The sequence below is a fragment of the Streptomyces sp. NPDC029152 genome (assembly GCF_055564355.1).
Map to the genome: position 1 here is coordinate 131837 of NZ_JBVHWR010000004.1, position 17451 is coordinate 149287.

At 74.9% G+C, this 17451-nt stretch carries 17 protein-coding genes; 9 read left to right on the top strand and 8 right to left on the bottom strand.

The features are described from left to right. Nucleotides 1-60: 60 nt before the first annotated feature. Nucleotides 61-912, bottom strand: a complete 852-nt coding sequence (locus ACZ4V6_RS10020; protein WP_467824619.1) for a glycoside hydrolase family 75 protein — start codon at nt 910-912, stop codon at nt 61-63. A 362-nt stretch (nt 913-1274) separates the two neighbouring features. Here ACZ4V6_RS10020 and ACZ4V6_RS10025 point away from each other — a divergent pair, with 362 nt between their 5' ends. Together ACZ4V6_RS10025 and ACZ4V6_RS10030 are read left to right on the top strand one after the other, a co-directional pair. Further along, nucleotides 1275-2270 carry a fibronectin type III domain-containing protein gene (locus tag ACZ4V6_RS10025; RefSeq protein WP_467824622.1) on the top strand — a complete coding sequence of 332 codons (996 nt, stop codon included), beginning with the start codon at nt 1275-1277 and terminating at the stop codon, nt 2268-2270. Between the two features lie 164 nt (nt 2271-2434). Beyond that, a complete protein-coding gene (locus ACZ4V6_RS10030) occupies nt 2435-2980 on the top strand; it encodes a hypothetical protein (RefSeq protein WP_467824625.1) in 546 nt (181 codons plus the stop codon). Nucleotides 2981-2996: 16 nt separating this feature from the next. Here the strand turns inward: ACZ4V6_RS10030 and ACZ4V6_RS10035 are convergent, their stop codons facing one another. The 4 genes from ACZ4V6_RS10035 to ACZ4V6_RS10050 all read right to left on the bottom strand — a co-directional run bounded on the left by ACZ4V6_RS10035 (nt 2997) and on the right by ACZ4V6_RS10050 (nt 7101). Further along, a complete protein-coding gene (locus ACZ4V6_RS10035) occupies nt 2997-3548 on the bottom strand; it encodes a PadR family transcriptional regulator (RefSeq protein WP_467824626.1) in 552 nt (183 codons plus the stop codon). Between the two features lie 42 nt (nt 3549-3590). Continuing rightward, entirely contained in the window at nt 3591-5606 is a 2016-nt protein-coding gene (locus tag ACZ4V6_RS10040; protein WP_467824628.1) for an oxidoreductase, read from the bottom strand. A 113-nt stretch (nt 5607-5719) separates the two neighbouring features. Then, entirely contained in the window at nt 5720-6091 is a 372-nt protein-coding gene (locus ACZ4V6_RS10045; RefSeq protein WP_467824631.1) for a hypothetical protein, read from the bottom strand. Between the two features lie 140 nt (nt 6092-6231). Beyond that, on the bottom strand, nt 6232-7101 hold the full coding sequence (locus ACZ4V6_RS10050; RefSeq protein WP_467824634.1) for a hypothetical protein: 870 nt from the start codon (nt 7099-7101) through the stop codon (nt 6232-6234). Nucleotides 7102-7350: 249 nt separating this feature from the next. Here ACZ4V6_RS10050 and ACZ4V6_RS10055 point away from each other — a divergent pair, with 249 nt between their 5' ends. Then, a complete protein-coding gene (locus ACZ4V6_RS10055) occupies nt 7351-9429 on the top strand; it encodes a SpoIIE family protein phosphatase (RefSeq protein ID WP_467824635.1) in 2079 nt (692 codons plus the stop codon). A 12-nt stretch (nt 9430-9441) separates the two neighbouring features. Here ACZ4V6_RS10055 and ACZ4V6_RS10060 read toward each other — a convergent pair whose 3' ends face one another. Beyond that, nucleotides 9442-10245: a putative protein N(5)-glutamine methyltransferase gene (locus ACZ4V6_RS10060; RefSeq protein WP_467824637.1), complete on the bottom strand. Its 804-nt coding sequence runs from the start codon at nt 10243-10245 to the stop codon at nt 9442-9444. Nucleotides 10246-10417: 172 nt separating this feature from the next. Beyond that, entirely contained in the window at nt 10418-11479 is a 1062-nt protein-coding gene (locus tag ACZ4V6_RS10065; RefSeq protein ID WP_467824638.1) for a hypothetical protein, read from the bottom strand. A gap of 79 nt (nt 11480-11558) precedes the next feature. Between ACZ4V6_RS10065 and ACZ4V6_RS10070 the strand changes: the two genes are divergently transcribed. The 6 genes from ACZ4V6_RS10070 (at nt 11559) to ACZ4V6_RS10095 (ending at nt 16713) form a co-directional block, all read left to right on the top strand. Beyond that, nucleotides 11559-12053 carry a MarR family winged helix-turn-helix transcriptional regulator gene (locus ACZ4V6_RS10070; RefSeq protein ID WP_467824640.1) on the top strand — a complete coding sequence of 165 codons (495 nt, stop codon included), beginning with the start codon at nt 11559-11561 and terminating at the stop codon, nt 12051-12053. Nucleotides 12054-12146: 93 nt separating this feature from the next. Then, nucleotides 12147-12752, top strand: a complete 606-nt coding sequence (locus tag ACZ4V6_RS10075) for a sulfite oxidase-like oxidoreductase (RefSeq protein WP_467824642.1) — start codon at nt 12147-12149, stop codon at nt 12750-12752. After that, on the top strand, nt 12745-13524 hold the full coding sequence (locus tag ACZ4V6_RS10080; RefSeq protein WP_467824644.1) for a ferredoxin reductase: 780 nt from the start codon (nt 12745-12747) through the stop codon (nt 13522-13524). The genes ACZ4V6_RS10075 and ACZ4V6_RS10080 overlap by 8 nt, the downstream gene beginning before the upstream one ends. 232 nt (nt 13525-13756) lie before the next feature. Beyond that, nucleotides 13757-14338, top strand: coding sequence for an Rv1733c family protein (locus ACZ4V6_RS10085; protein WP_467824647.1), 582 nt, complete (start codon nt 13757-13759; stop codon nt 14336-14338). 129 nt (nt 14339-14467) lie between these two features. Next, nucleotides 14468-15436 (top strand): acetylxylan esterase, encoded by a 969-nt coding sequence (locus ACZ4V6_RS10090; RefSeq protein WP_467824650.1) that lies wholly within the window; start codon nt 14468-14470, stop codon nt 15434-15436. A 110-nt stretch (nt 15437-15546) separates the two neighbouring features. Then, nucleotides 15547-16713 (top strand): serine hydrolase domain-containing protein, encoded by a 1167-nt coding sequence (locus ACZ4V6_RS10095; RefSeq protein WP_467824653.1) that lies wholly within the window; start codon nt 15547-15549, stop codon nt 16711-16713. Nucleotides 16714-16720: 7 nt separating this feature from the next. Here ACZ4V6_RS10095 and ACZ4V6_RS10100 read toward each other — a convergent pair whose 3' ends face one another. Further along, a complete protein-coding gene (locus ACZ4V6_RS10100) occupies nt 16721-17446 on the bottom strand; it encodes a class I SAM-dependent methyltransferase (RefSeq protein WP_467824655.1) in 726 nt (241 codons plus the stop codon). Nucleotides 17447-17451 lie beyond the last annotated feature (5 nt).

Consider the following 17451-nt stretch of genomic DNA (forward strand, 5'->3'; position numbering starts at 1 on the left):
CGCTCCTGGTGCCGGACGGCCGACGTGCCGGGCGGGGCGGGCGGCCCCCGCCCCGCCCGCTCAGTCGCCGTCGGCGAACTCCCGGGCCAGCCGTTCCCCCGTCCGCTCGGTGGCGGCCGTGTCCTCGATGGGCTCGGTCGCGGTGTCCTTGAAGAGGATGTACGTCACCCCGGAGGCGACACCGCCGGTGCGCGGGTCGGCGGGGACCCCGAGCGCCTCGGCGGCCGCGTACGACGCCTCGCCGATGACCTCGCGCGGGCCGATGTCGCCGACGACCGCGTATCCCACCCGGTCCCCGTGGACGACGGCCACGACCGAGCCGCCGCGCACGCCGTCCGCCCTGTGGTCCCAGATGCCGCTGGGCTGGGGCACGACGACGTAGGGCAGCTTCTCCGCGTCGAGCGGGCCGCCGTCGGAGCGGGTGTAGGCCGTGGCGGCGGTGAAGTGCGGGTCGGTGCGGGCGTTGCAGCGTTCGCCGCTCCGGCCGTCGCAGTCGATGTCCAGGTCGGCCTTCCAGAACACGGCGTCCCGGGTGCCGCAGACCGGGATGTCCGCCGGTGCCCCCGCGTCGCTGCGGTAGCGGCCGTGCGAGACGGGGGCGCAGTCCCGGGTCCTGGCCAGCAGGTCGGCGGCGCGGACGGGCTCCCCGGATGCGCCGTCCGCGGTGCGGGCACCGGTGTCCGGGCCGGGTACGGGCGGCCGGGCCCCGGACCGGGAGCCGGCCCTGTGCTCCGGCCTGAGGCGGGAGACGGCCTCGGGCACGGACGCCGCCCGGGACCGGGACCCGGCCTCGGTCGTCGGCCGGGCCTGGGACTGCGGGCCCGGCCGGGGCGGCGACGGTGCGGCGGGGAACGCCGTGGGGGCGAGCAGGGCGGCACTGGCCGCGACCAGTGTCAGCGACTGGACACGCACGTTGGGGCCTCTCCTGGGGGGCGTGGACGGGCACTCGGCCCCATCTGTCCCCGGAACGGGCGCGCGGACCACCATGACAGGGCCAGACGGTGCACGTCCGGTTGCGCGACAAAGGGGCGGGGGGCCGGGTCCGGTACCGGTCCCCGGCCCGCCCGGCCTCCCGCGTCGGCGCGGGATCAGCGACGACAGCGGCCCGCGCCACCGGCCCGGTTCCCCTGTCGGTCCGGGGACTTGGGCCGTCGGGAACTCAGGATACGTAACTCTTCCGGGTGATCGGCCACCACGAGCCCCTTGATGTGATCGCATCACGGCGGCATATTGGTCCGGACCATTGCCGTCTGGCCGTCCCGGGAGGCAGAGCCGTGCGAGGCGTTCCCGTTCCCGCGCCCCACCACGTCCCGCGCCGCTGCGCCCTTCTCTGCGGCGCCCTCGTGCTGGTCTCGTCCTGCGGCTGGGGCACGGGCCACGACGACGGGGGTGGCGGCCCGCCCGGGGCACCGACGGGCGTCACCGCCGAGGCGGGCAGCGCGACGAGCGTGCACGTGATGTGGAACGCCGTCGATGGGGCCGAGAGCTACGAGGTGTACCGCGGCGCCACCGAGGTGCGGGAGGTGCCGGCCACCGGCCGCATGGTCGACGTCACCCGGCTCCGCCCCTCCACCGCCTACACCTTCACCGTGCGGGCGCGCGACGCCGACGGGCGGCTCGGACCGCGCAGTGCGGAGGTCCGGGCGACCACCCCGGCCGCCGGGGCCGCCGACCGCTCCGCGCCCACCCCGCCGCCGGACGCGCACGGCCGGGCGGCGGGCAGCCGTGCGGTCCAGCTCACCTGGTCCGCCGCCACGGACGACCGGGGCGTCGTCTCGTACGACGTCTACCAGGGCGACACGAAGATCCACAGCGTCGGCGGCGCCCAGACCGCGGCCGTCCTCACCGGCCTGCGCCCCGGCACCCGCTACGTGTTCACCGTCCGGGCGCGGGACGCCGCCGACAACCTCTCCCCCGCCAGTGCCGCCGTCCGCCTCACCACCCCGGGCTCCGACGACGGCCGCGCCGCCGCGCCCACCGGCCTGCGCGCGGCGGTCCACCGCGCCGGCGGCGCGTACTACATCGACCTCGACTGGGTCCCGCCGCGCACCGACGGCGTGGTCACCGCGTACGAGATCCACCTGGACGGCAGCATGGCCACCTCGCTCGTGTACGGCGGCGACGCGCCGCGCGACCGGGCCGAGTACAGCTTCTACGCCGGGCCGGAGGCCGGCGTCACGCACCGGGTGCGGGTGCGGGCCAAGCTGCCCGACGGCACCTGGGGCGGCTTCTCGGAGGAGCGGACGGTGACGACGGGCGAGGGGCGGTGAGGTCCCGGCGGTGCGCGCGCGGCCGGTGAGCGCGTCACCTGACCGGTCGCGCTCCGGGTGCGGGCCCGGTCGCCGCCCTGTCGGCTGCGCCTGAGAGGCACGAGCGATCCGATCCCGGCGGCGCGAGGGATGTCCGCCGACCGTGCCGCCGGAGGGCAGCCCACATGCGCATCTCATCGCCACTCCTCCGCTCCGGCCTGACCGTGGCAACCGCCGCCGCGCTGCCCGTCGTCCCCGCCGCCGCGGGCCCGGGGATCTCGGTGAGCACCACCGGGAGCACCGTGTCGGTCACGACCACCGCCTGCGCCCGGCTCGACGGGAGCTGGGGCACGGCCTCGCTGCTCACCAGCGGCCAGGGCAGCTTCGCGGAGGGCCGCCAGGTCGCGCTGTCCGAAACGGGCGCGGGTCAGTCCGCCGCGTGGCCGGGCATCTCCCCGGGCACCTACACGGTCGTCGTCGTGTGCGCGAACAACAGCACCGCCGGCACCCAGACCGTCATCGTGTCCCCGGCGCCCTCGCCCTCCGCCTCCCCCGGCCGGTCCGCCTCCCCCTCGCCGTCCGCGTCGCCGCGCGGGGTCCTGGGCGGGGTCGGCGGGGCCGTCCAGGACTACAGCACGGTCGCCCTCGTGGTGGGCAGCGCGCTGATGGGGGGCGGGGTCACCGCCGCGGCCTGGTTCCTGCGCCGCCGCTCGAAGCCGTACCGGTTCTGAGCGCGCCGCGCGGGCGTCATGACGGGTCGTCGCCGGGAAGCCCGGCGAATTCCGCCAGGGCGTGCCTGAGCCACTGGGTCCAGAAGGTCTCCAGGTCGATGCCGGCGCGCAGCACCAGGTGCCGCAGCCGGTCCTCGGGGCCGTCCTTCCCCGGCGGGAAGTCGCGCTTCTCGATCTCCTCGTACTCGGACAACTGCCGCTCGTGCAGCTCCAGATGGCGCCGCAGGTCCGCCTCGATGCCGGTGGTGCCGACCACGGCGGCGGCCCGCAGCCGCAGCAGCATCGTGTCCCGCAGGGGGCGCGGGTCCTGCGCGGTGGCGGTCCACCGGGCCAGTTCGTCGCGGCCCGCGGGCAGGACCTCGTAGCTCTTCTTCTGCCCGCGGGCGGGCTGCTGCGCGGGCAGTGCGCGGATCAGCCCCTGCGCCTCCAGTTTTCCCAGCTCGCGGTAGATCTGCTGGTGCGTCGCCGACCAGAAGTAGCCGATCGACTTGTCGAACCGGCGGGTCAGCTCCAGCCCGGACGACGGCTTTTCGACCAGGGCGGTGAGGATCGCGTGCGGGAGTGACATGGGCTCATCCTAGGGACGGCCCACGCCGCTCCCCCGCGTCTCCTACAGCACCGCCGCCAGCTCGGTGCCCTGCTTGACGGCACGCTTGGCGTCCAGTTCGGCGGCCACGTCCGCGCCGCCGATGAGGTGGGCGTCGCGGCCGGCGGCGACCAGCTCGTCGTACAGGCCGCGGCGAGGCTCCTGGCCGGTGCACAGGACGACCGTGTCGACCTCCAGCACCGTGGACTCGTCGCCGATCGTGACGTGCAGGCCGGCGTCGTCGATCCGGTCGTAGCGCACGCCCGGGAGCATGGTGACGCCGCGGTGCTTGAGTTCGGTGCGGTGGATCCAGCCGGTGGTCCTGCCGAGGCCGGCGCCGACCTTGGACGTCTTGCGCTGGAGCAGGTGGACGGTGCGCGGCGGGGCGGGGCGCTCGGGTGCGGCGAGGCCGCCGGGCGAGCGGTAGTCCATGTCGACGCCCCACAGGCGGAAGTAGGCGGCGGGGTTCTCGTGGGCCTTGTCGCCGCCGTCGGTGAGGAACTCGGCGACGTCGAAGCCGATGCCGCCCGCGCCGAGGATCGCGACGCGGTCGCCGACGGGGGCGCCGTCGCGCAGGACGTCCAGGTAGCCGAGGACGCTCGGGTGGTCGACGCCGGGGATGTCCGGGGTGCGGGGGGTGACGCCGGTGGCGACGACGACCTCGTCGTAACCGGTGAGGTCGTCGACGCCCACCGGGGTGTTCAGCCGTACGTCGACGCCGTGCGCGTCGAGCTGGGTGCGGAAGTAGCGCAGCGTCTCGTCGAACTCCTGCTTGCCGGGGACCTTGCGGGCGACGTTGAGCTGCCCGCCGATCTCGCCGGCGGCGTCGAAGAGGGTGACCTCGTGGCCGCGCTCGGCCGCGCCGACCGCACAGGCCAGTCCGGCCGGTCCGGCGCCGACGACCGCGACGCGCTTGCGCAGCCGGGTCGGGGAGAGGACCAGTTCGGTCTCGTGACAGGCGCGCGGGTTGACCAGACAGGAGGTGATCCGCCCGCTGAAGGTGTGGTCCAGGCACGCCTGGTTGCAGCCGATGCAGGTGTTGATGGCCTCGGGGCGGCCCGCCTCCGCCTTGGCGACGAAGTCGGGGTCGGCGAGCATCGGGCGGGCCATCGACACCATGTCCGCGGCGCCCTCGGCGAGCAACTGCTCCGCCAGGTCCGGGGTGTTGATGCGGTTGGTGGTGACGAGCGGCACCGACACCTCGCCCATCAGCCGCTTGGTCACCCAGGTGTACGCGCCGCGCGGCACGGAGGTGGCGATGGTGGGGATGCGGGCCTCGTGCCAGCCGATGCCGGTGTTGATGATGGTCGCCCCGGCGGCCTCGACGGCCTTGGCGAGCGTGACGACCTCCTCCAGCGTGGAGCCGCCGGGGACCAGGTCGAGCATGGACAGGCGGTAGACGAGGATGAAGTCCTCGCCGACCGCCTCGCGCACCCGGCGGACGATCTCGACGGGGAAGCGCATGCGGTTCTCGTGGGAGCCGCCCCAGCGGTCGGTGCGGTGGTTGGTGTGCGCGGCGGTGAACTCGTTGATCAGGTAACCCTCGGAGCCCATGATCTCGACGCCGTCGTAACCGGCCCCGCGGGCGAGGCGGGCGGCGCGGACGTAGTCGTCGACGGTCCGCTCGACCTCGTCGTCGGTCAGCTCCCGGGGCACGTGGGGGCTGATCGGCGCCTGGAGCGGACTCGGCGCGACGAGGCCGGCGTGGTAGGCGTAGCGGCCGAAGTGCAGGATCTGCATCGCGATCCGGCCGCCCTCGCGGTGCACGGCCTCGGTGACGACCCGGTGCCGCGCGGCCTCCGCCTCGGTGGTGAGCTTGGCCCCGCCCTCGTAGGGCCGGCCCTCGTCGTTGGGGGCGATGCCGCCGGTGACGATGAGGCCCACTCCCCCGCGGGCCCGGGCGGCATAGAAGGCGGCCATGCGCTCGAAACCGCGCTCCACCTCCTCCAGACCCACGTGCATGGAGCCCATGAGGACCCGGTTGGGCAGGGTGGTGAAGCCCAGGTCGAGCGGGCTCAGCAGGTGGGGGTAACGGCTCATCGGGCCCTCCGTGCGCGGTGTGGTGCCTCTGTTGTAGAGGACGGCCGCCTCTTTGTGCAACTAGTTGCACAAAGAGGCGGCGCACACCACACCGCCGCGCCGGCGGGACCCGGTCAGCGGCTTTCCAGCCGTACGTGCAGTTCGCGCTCCTGGTCGCCGGAGGCCGTGCTCAGGTCGTGCACGGTGAACAGGGAGTCCAGGGTGGTGCGGAACCGCTCGATCGCCCAGTAGCCGCCCTGCACGTCGGCCTCCACGGAGGCGTGGAGCCGGGTGGGGGCGCACTCACCCCCGTGGGCGTCGGCCACGTCGAAGGTGCCGAGCCACACGGTCGGGCGCACCGCGTCGTACTCCCGGGTCGCGTCGCCCGCGTGCCGGTCGGACGAGAAACACGCGCACAGGGCGTCGAACACGGTCCGGGCGTCCTCCTTGTCGCATCCGCTCAGCTCCACCGAGACGGCCTCCGGATGCAGTCGCTCGCCGTCCATCGTGATCGCTCCTCTCCTGGCCGCGGTGCGCCGCCGTCGGCCGCCCCACTGCGTGGACGCCCCTCGGAGACCGCACCCATACCCCCAGAAAAGCACCACCTCGGGCAGAGCACTACCGGCACGGGCCGACGGCCGCCGCCTCAGCCGCGGACGAGGCGGTAGGTCTTGCTGTCGGTCAGCGCGCAGAAGCCCGGGGAGACGACGATCACGCGCAGGGTGCCGGTACGGCGGTCGTAGTCGACGCCCTCCGCCTCGAAGCCGCCGGAGCAGGCACTGCGCAGCGGCAGCTGCCGCAGGGCGGTGACGCGGCCGGTGACGTCGGCGCCGGCCGGAGCGGCGGAGAGGTCGATGCGCAGCAGCGGTCGGGTGAGCCCGAAGAGGGTGCCCTCCGGGTCGTCGGAGGAGCACAGGAGGGTGGTGGCGTCGAGGAAGTCGCAGCCCTGGACGTCGCGCACGGCGCGGTCCAGGCGGACGGTGGCCGCCCGGGGGAGGTCCGCCGAGGGCGAGGTGGCCGGGTTGACGCCGGGCGTCGGGAAGACCAGCAGCCGGTCCATGGTGCCCCACTCGCCGGACAGCATCCACTGGCCGTCCGGCGAGATCGCGGCCCAGGAGTTGTTCGGCGCCTCGTCCGCGCCCAGCGTGTGCACGTACTCCGACCACCGCCCGTCCGGCGCCTGCACGCGGAACATCTTCGCGTTCCCGTCGTCGCGCTGGTACGGCTCGACGTAGTGCCCGTCGTAGGAGGCGTCGGGGTCGCCGACGTGGTTCCAGCCGCGCACGGCGAGACCCCAGGGGACGGTGCCGATCCCGGTGTACCGGTTGGGGCTGCCGGCCGGGACCTCCACCGAGGCCAGGCCCTGGCTCTCGGTGAGCGGGTCGGCCCGGTCCGAGCCGGCCTCCGTCCAGGTGCCGGCGGCCGGGGCGGCCCCGGCGGGCGGGGCGGCGAGGAGGAGGGCGAGGGCGGCGAGTCCGGTCAGGACCGCGTGACGACGCCGGGCGCGCAGGGGCATGGGGCGGCTCCTCGGTGGGGGTCGGGCGGCACGCACTCGGCGCACAGTGTGACCGCCCGTGACAGTCATGTACATACCAAAACACGCCGGGTGCGGCCGTCCCGTGGGGCGGTGACCGCCCCACGGGGAGATCCTGGAGGAGGCGACAGGGGCCCGGAGGAACGACCCTGTACGTGAGGGAACGCGGTAGAACAGGGGTGTCGGCATCGGGAAGACGTGCCGCGTGGCACGGCGAAGGCGGGGCGTGGGATGAGTGCAGCCGGGTCTGCCGGGTTCGAGGGCGCCGGGTCACCGCGCGGACCGGTGCGTCCCAGCGGACTGCTCGACGTGTTGAACGTGGCCTCGGTCGTGCTGGACGCCGAGGGCCGGATCGTGCTGTGGAGCCCGCAGGCCGAGGAGCTGTTCGGCTACTCCGCCCAGGAGGCGCTGGGTCAGTACGCCGCCCGGATCATGGTCCACGAGAAGCACCTCGAGCTGGTCGTGAAGCTGTTCGCCGACGTGATGAGGACCGGCCGGAGCTGGGCCGGCGCCTTCCCCATCCGCCGCAAGGACGGCGACACCCGGCTGGTGGAGTTCCGCAACATGCGGCTGCTCGACGACCGGGGCGACGTCTACGCGCTGGGGCTCGCGGCCGACCGGTCGACCGTGCGCCGGCTGGAGCGCGACGTGGCACTGTCCGCCCGGGTGATCACGCAGTCCCCCATCGGGCTGGCGGTCCTGGACACGGGTCTGCGGTACGTCTCGGTCAACCCGGCGCTGGAGCGGATCGACGGTCTTCCCGCCGAGGCCCACATCGGCCGGACGGTCCGGGAGGCGCTGCCCCAGATGGACGCCGACGCGCTGGAGGGAGCGGCGCGCAAGGTGCTGGAGACCGGCCGTCCGGTCGTCGACCGGTCGGCGACCGGACGGACCCCGGCCGACCCGGACGAGGACCACGCCTGGTCGGTCTCGCTGTACCGGCTGGAGGACGCCCTCGGCGCGGTGCTGGGCGTGGCCATGTCGATCGTGGACGTCACCGAGCAGTACCGGGCGGGCGTCGAGGCGGAGGCCGCGCGGCGCCGCCTCGCCGCCGTCGCCGACGCGTCCGCCCGCATCGGCACCACGCTGGAGCTGGACCGCACGGCCCGCGAGCTGGCCGACGTGGCCGTGCCGGGCCTCGCCGACATAGCGGCCGTGGATCTGCTGGAGGCCGTGGTCAAGGGCCGGCGCAGCGCCCTGGAGCCCGCCGAGCCGGCGGTGATCCGGGCCCTGGCCGTCCAGGCGGAGGACTCCCCGGAGGCACTGCGGGCGGCCGATCCGCCCGGACAGGTGGCCCGGTACGGGCCGGACCGCCTGGTCACCGAGTGCGTGCGCACCGCCCGGCCCGTGCTGGTGGCGCAGGTGACGGACGAGGACCTGACCCGCATCGCCCGTTCGCCCGAGGCGGCCGAGCTGCTGCGCCGGGCCGGTGTGCACTCGTACCTGGCCGTGCCGCTGATCGCGCGCGGTGAGGTGCTCGGCGCCCTGGACCTGAAGCGGACCGGCAATCCGCTGCCGTTCGGCGAGGACGACCTGCTGCTGGCCCGGGAGCTCGCCGCGCGCGCGGCGGTGCAGATCGACAACGCCCGCTGGTACCAGAACGCCCGCGACGCCGCCCTCACCCTGCAGCGCAGCATGCTGCCGAGCCATCCGCGGGTGACGGGCGGCCTGGAGGTCGCCTCCCGCTACCAGCCCGCCGAGGCCACCAGCGAGGTCGGCGGCGACTGGTTCGACGTGATCCCGCTGGAGGGCTGCAAGACCGCGCTGGTCGTGGGCGACGTGATGGGCAGCGGCATCACGGCGGCGGCGTCCATGGGGCGGCTGCGCACCGCGACGAACACGCTGGCCGCCCTGGACCTGGATCCGGCGCTGCTGCTCGAACACCTCGACCGGACCACGGCCGGCCTGGACCAGGCCATCGCGACCTGCGTCTACGCCGTCCACGACCCGCACGCCCGGCAGTGCCGCATCGCCAACGCCGGCCACCTGCCGCCGGTGCGGCTGCGCGCGGGCCGTCCTCCGGAGCTGCTGGACCTGCCCACCGGGGTGCCGCTCGGAGTGGGCGGCGTCGCCTTCTCCACCACCACCGTCGACCTGGACCCGGGCGACCGGCTGGTGTTCTACACCGACGGCCTCGTCGAGACGCGGCAGCAGCCGATCGACGAGCGGCTGGCCGCGCTCCTCGCCCTGCTGGAAGGCCCGGACCGGCCCTTGGAGGAGGTCTGCGACCTGCTTCTGCGCACGCTGCACGAGCCGCAGAACTCCGACGACGTGGCCCTGCTGATCGCCCGGGCCACGCCACCGGAGTAGGCCGGCGCCCCGCTACCGCCTGACGCCGATCACCACGTGGGCGTACAGCTCGTCGCTGACCTCCAGTCGGGTGGTCAGGCCGCCGCGGGTGAAGGCGTCGACGGCGGCCGGGGCCTGGCGTTCGCTCGTCTCGACCAGCAGGCAGCCGCCGGGCGCGAGCCAGCCGGGCGCCTCGGCGGCGACGCGGCGCAGCACGTCGAGCCCGTCGGTGCCGCCGTCGAGGGCGACCAGCGGCTCGTGGTCGCGGGCCTCGGCGGGCAGCAGGGCGACCTCGCCGGTGGGCACGTAGGGCACGTTGGCGGCGAGTATGTCGATGCGGCCGCGCAGCGCACCGGGCAGCGCGTCGAACAGGTCGCCGGTGTGCACCCGGCCGCCGGCGGCCGAGAGGTTGCCGCGGGCGCAGCGCACGGCGGCCGGGTCGACGTCGGCGGCGTGCACCTCGGGCCGGTCGAGCGCGGCGGCCAGGGCCGCGCCGACGGCGCCCGAGCCGCAGCACAGGTCCACGACGACACCCGCGCCGGGCGCGTGGGTGAGGGCCTGCTCCACGAGGAACTCGGTACGGCGGCGGGGGACGAAGACGCCGGGAGCCACGGCGATGCGCAGTCCGCGGAACTCGGCCCAGCCGAGGACGAGTTCGAGGGGCAGGCCGGCGACGCGCCGGTCGACCAGCGCGGCCAGTTCGCCGGGGGTGCGGGCGGCGGTGAGGATCAGCTCCGCCTCGTCCTCGGCGAAGACGCACCCCGCGGCGCGGAGCGCGGCCACGACGGAGTCACGGGAGGGGAAGGCGGAAGGGAACGCGGAGAACGATGGAGGCATGGAAGCCGGGAGCCTTTCGAGAACCGAAGGGCGCTCTCCCGGTCACCGGTCGCCGGTGACCGCGTCGCCGAGAGGTGAGAGCGCCCGGGCCGACACAGCGGTGATGGGTCTCACCTCCCAGGTGTCCGACGGCCGGGACGGTCCGCGGCCGTCGGTCACCCTACCCCAACGATCAGACGCCGACGGCCTCCTCGGCCTCTTCCTCGGCCTTCTCGCCGACGGCCGGTCCCGCCTTCTCCGCGTCCGGCCGCGCGTGCCTCGGGTGCGCCGGCGCGGGGGCGGCGGCCCGCTCGCGGAGGGCGGCGACTCCCGTCACCACGAGGCCGAGCAGCAGCCAGGCGGCCAGGGTCCAGACGCCGCGGCCCAGTCCGTCGCCGTCGAAGTAGAGCAGGCCGCGGACGCCCTCGACGAAGCCGGCGCCGTTCCAGAAGGCGTGCAGGGTGCCGAAGAACCCGTTCTGCAGCTCGGGCCGGAACAGGCCGCCGGAGGTGGTGAAGTTGAGCATCACGAACAGCACCATCATGGCGAGGGTGGTCCACCGCTTGAGGAAGGTGTGCAGGCCCACGCCGAGGAACAGGATGCCCGCCGCGTAGATCCAGGCCATGCCGAAGACACCGGCGAGGCCGTGGTGCGCGAGGTGGAAGACCGGGCCGGCCAGCAGGGTGCCGATGCCGGCGACGACGACCGAGACGCCGAGCGTCAGCAGCGCCCGCACACGCATCGCCAGGGCCGATCCGGCGGCGCCGAGGGCGGCCACGGAGGCGTAGGAGCCGATGCTGATCGCGATCAGGAGGAAGAACAGGCCCTGCCCGGTGGGGTCGTCGTCGACCGGGGCGGCGACGTCGGAGACCTTCAGCGGGACGCCCTGCCGCTCGGCGAGGGGGGTGAAGACCTTCTCCGCCGCCATGGCGCCCATGTCGGAGGCGGCGGTGGCCACGACGACCTCGGGCGCCTTGCCGCCGGGCACGTAGGCACCGGTGATGTCGCGGTGCCGGAGCAGGTCGACGGCCTCGGCGCGGGTGGGGACGGTCCGGACGTCGAGCGCGTCGCCGCCCCGGTCCTTGACCGTCTGGGCGAGCACCTTGGTCTCGGGGCCCGAGCCGACGACGGCGACGGGCAGGTGGTTCGGCTCGGGGGTGACGAAGGCCCCCATGTACGCGAGCCCCATGCCGATGCACATCAGCAGCGGGGTGATCAGGTGCGTGAGCACATGGCGCAGGGCGTGCGACCTCATCGGCCCGCATCCTCCAATGGTTGGCTTTTACAACTTCCTTTTCGTTGTACTATACAACCAGCACTGCGAAGGAGGATCCGTGACGGCAGCCGACAGGCCCGATGAGACGACTGTCACCCCCGGTGTCCGTGCGGCGGACGCGGCCGTGGAGACCATCCAGCGGGAGATGACGGCCTTCGCCCGCCGCGCCCGCGCCTCGGCGGGACGCATGCACCCCGAGCTGTCGCTGGTGTCGTACACGCTGCTCGGGCATCTGGAGGAGCGGGACGGGTGCCGGGCCACCGACCTGGCCGCCCACTACGCCCTGGACAAGTCCACCGTGAGCCGGCAGGTGGCCGCCCTGGAACGCGCCGAGCTGGTCGAACGGCGCGTCGACCCGGACGACCAGCGGGTCCAGGTGCTGCATCTGACGGACGCCGGCCGGCGCATCCTGACCCAGGTCACCGAGAGCCGCCGGACCGCCTTCCGGGAGCGGCTCGCCCAGTGGCCCGAGGAGGACCTGGCCCGCTTCGCCGCGTATCTGGAGCGGTACAACGCGTGGCAGGGCCCCGGGTCCGGGGAGAGCCGGGACTGAGGCGCCGCCCGGCAGCACGTACCGTTGACCGCGTACGCACCGATCACGCCGACCGCGGGCAGTCCCTCCCCGTCGGCCGAAAGGCCCCACCGCATGAACACCACCCGAGGCTTCACCGGACGCGCGCGCTCCGCCCGGCCGGGCCTGCCGCCCGGCCAGTACGACGCGGGCGACGACTGGCCCGTGCTGTCCGCCGAGGTCACACCCGACCTGGCACCCGACGACTGGTCCTTCCGCATCGGCGGCCTGGTGGCCGAGCCCCGCACCTGGGACCGGGCCGACGCCGGCCGGCTGCCGACCTCGGCGTACACCGGCGACATCCACTGCGTGACCGGCTGGTCGAAGTTCGGGGTGCGGTTCGGGGGCGTGTCCCTGGACGCCTTCCTGGAGGCGGCCGGCCCGCTGCCGTCCGCCACGCACGCCGTCGCCTACGCGCACACCGGCTACACCGCGAACCTGCCGCTGGCGGACCTGACCGGCGGACGCGCGTGGATCGCCTGGGAGTACGACGGGCGGCCGCTGGCCCCCGAGCACGGTGGTCCGGCGCGGCTGGTGGTGCCGCACCTGTACTTCTGGAAGAGCGTCAAGTGGATCGCGGGCCTGGAGCTCCTCGACCACGACGAGCCGGGCTTCTGGGAGCAGAACGGCTACCACGCGCGCGGCAATCCCTGGGAGGAGCAGCGGTACTCCGGTGACTGAGACGGCTTCGGCGCACAGCGCACGCGCCTCCACCCCCCCGACGCGGTTCGCCGTGCCCGGGCGCATCGAGGTGGACGGCGGGGTGGCCGGGACGTGGCAGACGGCCACGCTCACGGAGATCCGCCGCGAGACGCCCCGCGCGGCCACCTTCCGGCTGGCGGTGCCGGGCTGGGCGGGCCACCTGCCCGGCCAGCACCTGATGCTGCGGCTGACCGCGCCCGACGGATACGTGGCCCAGCGCCACTACTCCCTGGCGTCCGCGCCCGACGACTCGGGACACATCGAGCTGACCCTCGACCACGTCGCCGGCGGCGAGGTGTCGGGCTGGTTCCACACGGTGGCCCGGCCCGGCGACCGGATCGAGGTGCGCGGTCCGCTCAGCGGCTTCTTCGCCTGGCCCGGGGACCGCCCCGCCCTGCTGCTCGGCGCCGGCTCCGGGGTGGTGCCGCTCATGTCGATGGTGCGCCACCACCGGGCGCGGGGACTGCCGGTCCCGGTGCGGCTGCTGGTGTCGGCGCGCAGCCCGGAGGAGCTGATCTACGCGCGGGAGTTCGGCGCGGAGACGACGCCCGTGTTCACCCGGAGCGCCCCGGAGGGGACGCCGGTGGGACGGCTGGCGGCCACGCACCTGACCCCCCTGCTCGCCGACCCGCCCGCCGGCGGCTGGGAGGCGTACGTCTGCGGATCCAACTCCTTCGCGGAACACGCCTCGCGACTGCTGGTGGCGGCGGGACAGCCGGTGGACCGGATCCGCATCGAGCGCTTCGGCTGACCCCCGGCGGGCCGTGTTCCCCGTGGTTCCGCCGGACACTCGGGCGGCGGTGTGCGACGGCCCTCGGGCGATCCGGCGCGGGCGTCGTGGTGGGCGGTGAGCGAGGTCCGCCGGCGGGGTACCAGACCTGTGCGGGCACACGCGCGCGTGACGCGATGCGGAGACGACGGCGGCCCCGCCTCGTACGGCCGTCGTCCGGTCCTCCGGCCGCGGTGATCGCGAGGAGGTCGGCATGCGAACCCTGGTGCGCGGCCGGCGCCGGCGGCGCAATCCGCTGCGGCGCCGGTCGGACGTCGTCGAGGCGTGGACCGCGCTGGTCGCCGCCGTCCTGCTGTTCGCCGGCGCCCCGGTGGCGGGGGTGTCCGCGGCCTCGTGGGCCCAGGACCAGGCGCGGACGATCGCGGCGCAGCAGCGGGCCGAACGCCACCGGGTGCACGCCACGGTGGTCGACCGCACCCCCGGCAGCCTGCCGTCGGCGCAGACCGGCGGACAGTCGTACCGCGTGGCCGTGCGCTGGACCACGCCGGACGGTGACACGCGGACCGCCACGAGCCGCGTCCCGGCCGGTGCCCGGCCGGGCGACGTGGTCGCCGTGTGGCTCGACGCCCGTGGCCGGAGCGTGCCTCCTCCGGTCGGCGACTCCGCGGTCCGGGAGCACACCGTCACCGTCGGCGCGTTCGCGGCCCTGGGCGCCGCCCTCACGGTCCTCGTCGGGCACGGCGTCGTCCACCGGGCGGCGCTCCGGCGCCGGGCGGCCGAGTGGGAGCGCGACTGGGCGCGTACGGAACCGCGGTGGACGCACCGCCGGGCGTGACGCCCTCGGCTCCGCCTCCCGCGCGGCGCGCGGCCGGCCCCCGGGGACCTGGCGAGTCGTCCGGCCGCTCGCATACGGTGTGATCATCCGTACGGCCCGGCACTGTTCTCCCCGCAAAGGCGGTTCTCGATGGCCCTGTTCGACCTTCCGCTCGAGGAACTCCGCGCGTACCGCAGCGAGTCCGCCGAACCCGAGGACTTCGACGCGTTCTGGGACAAGACGCTCCAGGAGGCCCGCGCGCACGACCTCGACGCCCGCTTCGAACCGGTCGACACGGGACTGTCCACGGTACGGGTGCACGACGTGACGTTCGCCGGGTTCGGCGGTCACCCGGTGAAGGGCTGGCTGACGCTGCCCGCCGCGGCCGAGGAGCCGTTGCCCCTGGTCGTGGAGTTCGTCGGGTACGGCGGCGGGCGCGGACTGCCGCACGAGCACCTGCTGTGGGCGTCGACGGGCCGGGCGCACTTCGTGATGGACACCCGCGGCCAGGGCAGCGCCTGGGGCGGCGGTGGCGGGACCGCCGACCCGGTCGGCGGCACCCCCGCGTACCCGGGCTTCATGACCCGCGGCATCGACGCCCCGGAGAACTACTACTACCGCCGTGTCTTCACCGACGCGGTGCGCGCGGTCGAGGCGGCCCGCTCGCACCCGCTGACCGACCCGGCGCGCACGGTCGCGCTCGGCGGCAGCCAGGGCGGCGGCATCACGATCGCGGTCGGCGGCCTGGTGCCGGACCTGACGGCCGTCGCGCCGGACGTGCCGTTCCTCTGCGACTTCCCCCGCGCGGTCACGCTCACCGACCGGCACCCGTACCGGGAGGTCGGCCTGTACCTGAAGACGCACCGCGGCCGCACGCAGGACGCCCTGCGCACGCTGTCCTACTTCGACGGCGTGCACTTCGCGGCACGCGGCCGCGCTCCCGCCCTGTTCTCGGCGGCCCTGGAGGACCAGACCTGCCCGCCGTCGACCGTCTTCGCGGCGTTCAACGCGTGGGCGCACGAGGACAAGGCGATCGAGGTGTACGACTTCAACGACCACGAGGGAGGCGGCCCCTTCCAGGAGGCCGCGAAGCTGCGCTGGCTGCGCTCGTACGCCTGAGCCCGGACGGGCCGTGCCCGCGGACTTCCACCCGGTCCGACCAGTCGGTACGTTCTTCGGGCCGGGCCGTCGCATCGCGGCCCGGTTTCCCGGCGCACGACGGAGGGTCCATGTCCGAGCACGAGGTACAGGTCGACGGCCGCTGCGACGCCCGCTTCGCGGCGGTGCGCACCGCGTTCGAGGAGAACTTCCGGGACCGGGGGGAGCTGGGCGCCGCGGTGACCGTCACCGTCGACGGCGCGACGGTGGTGGACCTGTGGGGCGGCTGGGCCGACGCGGCCCGCACGCGCCCCTGGGAGCGGGACACGCTGGTGAACCTGTGGTCGACGTCCAAGGGCCCGACCGCCCTGTGCGCGCACATCCTCGCCGACCGCGGGCTGCTCGACCTCGACGCGCCGGTGGCCGCCTACTGGCCCGAGTTCGCCGCTTCGGGGAAGGAGAAGGTGCTCGTACGGCACCTCCTGTCGCACCGCGCCGGCCTGTCCGGCCTGCGGGAACCGCACGATCTGGCCGCGCTGTACGACTGGGAGTCGACCACCGCGCGGCTGGCGGCCATGGAGCCCTGGTGGGAGCCGGGCACCCGGTCGGGCTACCACGCGGTCACGTACGGGTTCCTGGTCGGCGAGGTCGTGCGGCGCGTGTCGGGGCTGCTGCCCGGGGCCTTCCTCGAACGCGAGGTGACCGGGCCGCTCGGGATCGACTTCACCTTCGGACTGCCCGAGCGGGAGGCGGGCCGGGCGGCCGAGCTGGTGCACCCCCGCACCGAGTCCGGCAGCGGACAGGCGGCGGTCTTCGCCCGGTTGACGCCCGCGGCCCTCGCCGCGCTGACCAACCCCCCGGTGGGCGCGGCGGAGGCCAACACGGCGGCGTGGCGGGCCGCCGAGATCCCGGCGGCGAACGGACACGGCACGGCGCGGGCGGTCGCCGCGCTCTACGGGATCTTCGCGGGCCGGGGCTCGTACGGCGGCCGCCGCCTGCTGTCCCCGCAGGCCGCCGAGCGGGTGCGCGAGGGGCAGGGCGCCTGCCGCGACCTGGTCCTCGGCGCCGGTTTCGCCCACGAGACGGAGATCGGTCTCGGACTGTGGCTCAGCGGCGCGAACGGCTCCTACGGACCCAACCCGCGGGCCTTCGGACACGACGGCTTCGGCGGGTCCTGCGGACTGGCGGACCCCGAGGCGGGGGTCTCGCTGGGCTATGCGATGAACCGCATGGGGCCGCACATCTCCGACGACCCGCGGAAGATGGCGCTGGTGGAGGCCCTGTACAGCGCTCTGTGAGCGCCGTTCACGGCAGCCGCCGGGCCACGACCAGCCGGGCACGCGGGCTGCCGTCGGGCCGGCACCCGAAGGCGGGCAGGGCGTGCAGGCCGACCCGGAAACCGGTGCGCGCCAGCTCGCGGCCCACGTCGCCGAGCCGGAACGTCCGGTAGTACATGACGAACGGCGGCCTCCACAGGGCGTTGCGCACGCGCATCGCCGCGTCGAAGCCCAGCAGCGCCCAGTACGCCCGGGAGCCGGGGCGGGACGGGGCGCCGACGGGGAAGGCGAAGCAGCCGCCCGGCCGCAGCACGGAGCGCACCTGGGTGAACAGGCCCGGCAGTTCGCGGGGCAGGAAGTGCCCGAACGCCCCGAAGCTCACCACGAGGTCGAAGGCGGGCCCGAACGGCAGGGCGCGGGCGTCGGCGCGCACCCAGGAGACCGCGGGGCCCCCGGGCACGGGGCGCCGGCGCGCGACGGACAGCATGCCCGCGCTGAAGTCGACGCCCGTGACCCGTTCCCGGCACACCCGGCCGAGGACGTCCACGCCCGCGCCCGTGCCGCAGCACAGGTCGAGACCGGTGCCGAACGGGCCCATCGGCTCCAGCGCCGACGCCACGGCGTCCAGGATCCGGTCCGGCGTGCGGTACGGGGTGCGGTCGAACTTCGGGGCGAGCAGGTCGTAGCCGCGCTCGACCGACGACAGCGCCTGGACGGCGAGTTCACGCAGGGTGGGACCTTCGGGGCCGAACATCGCGG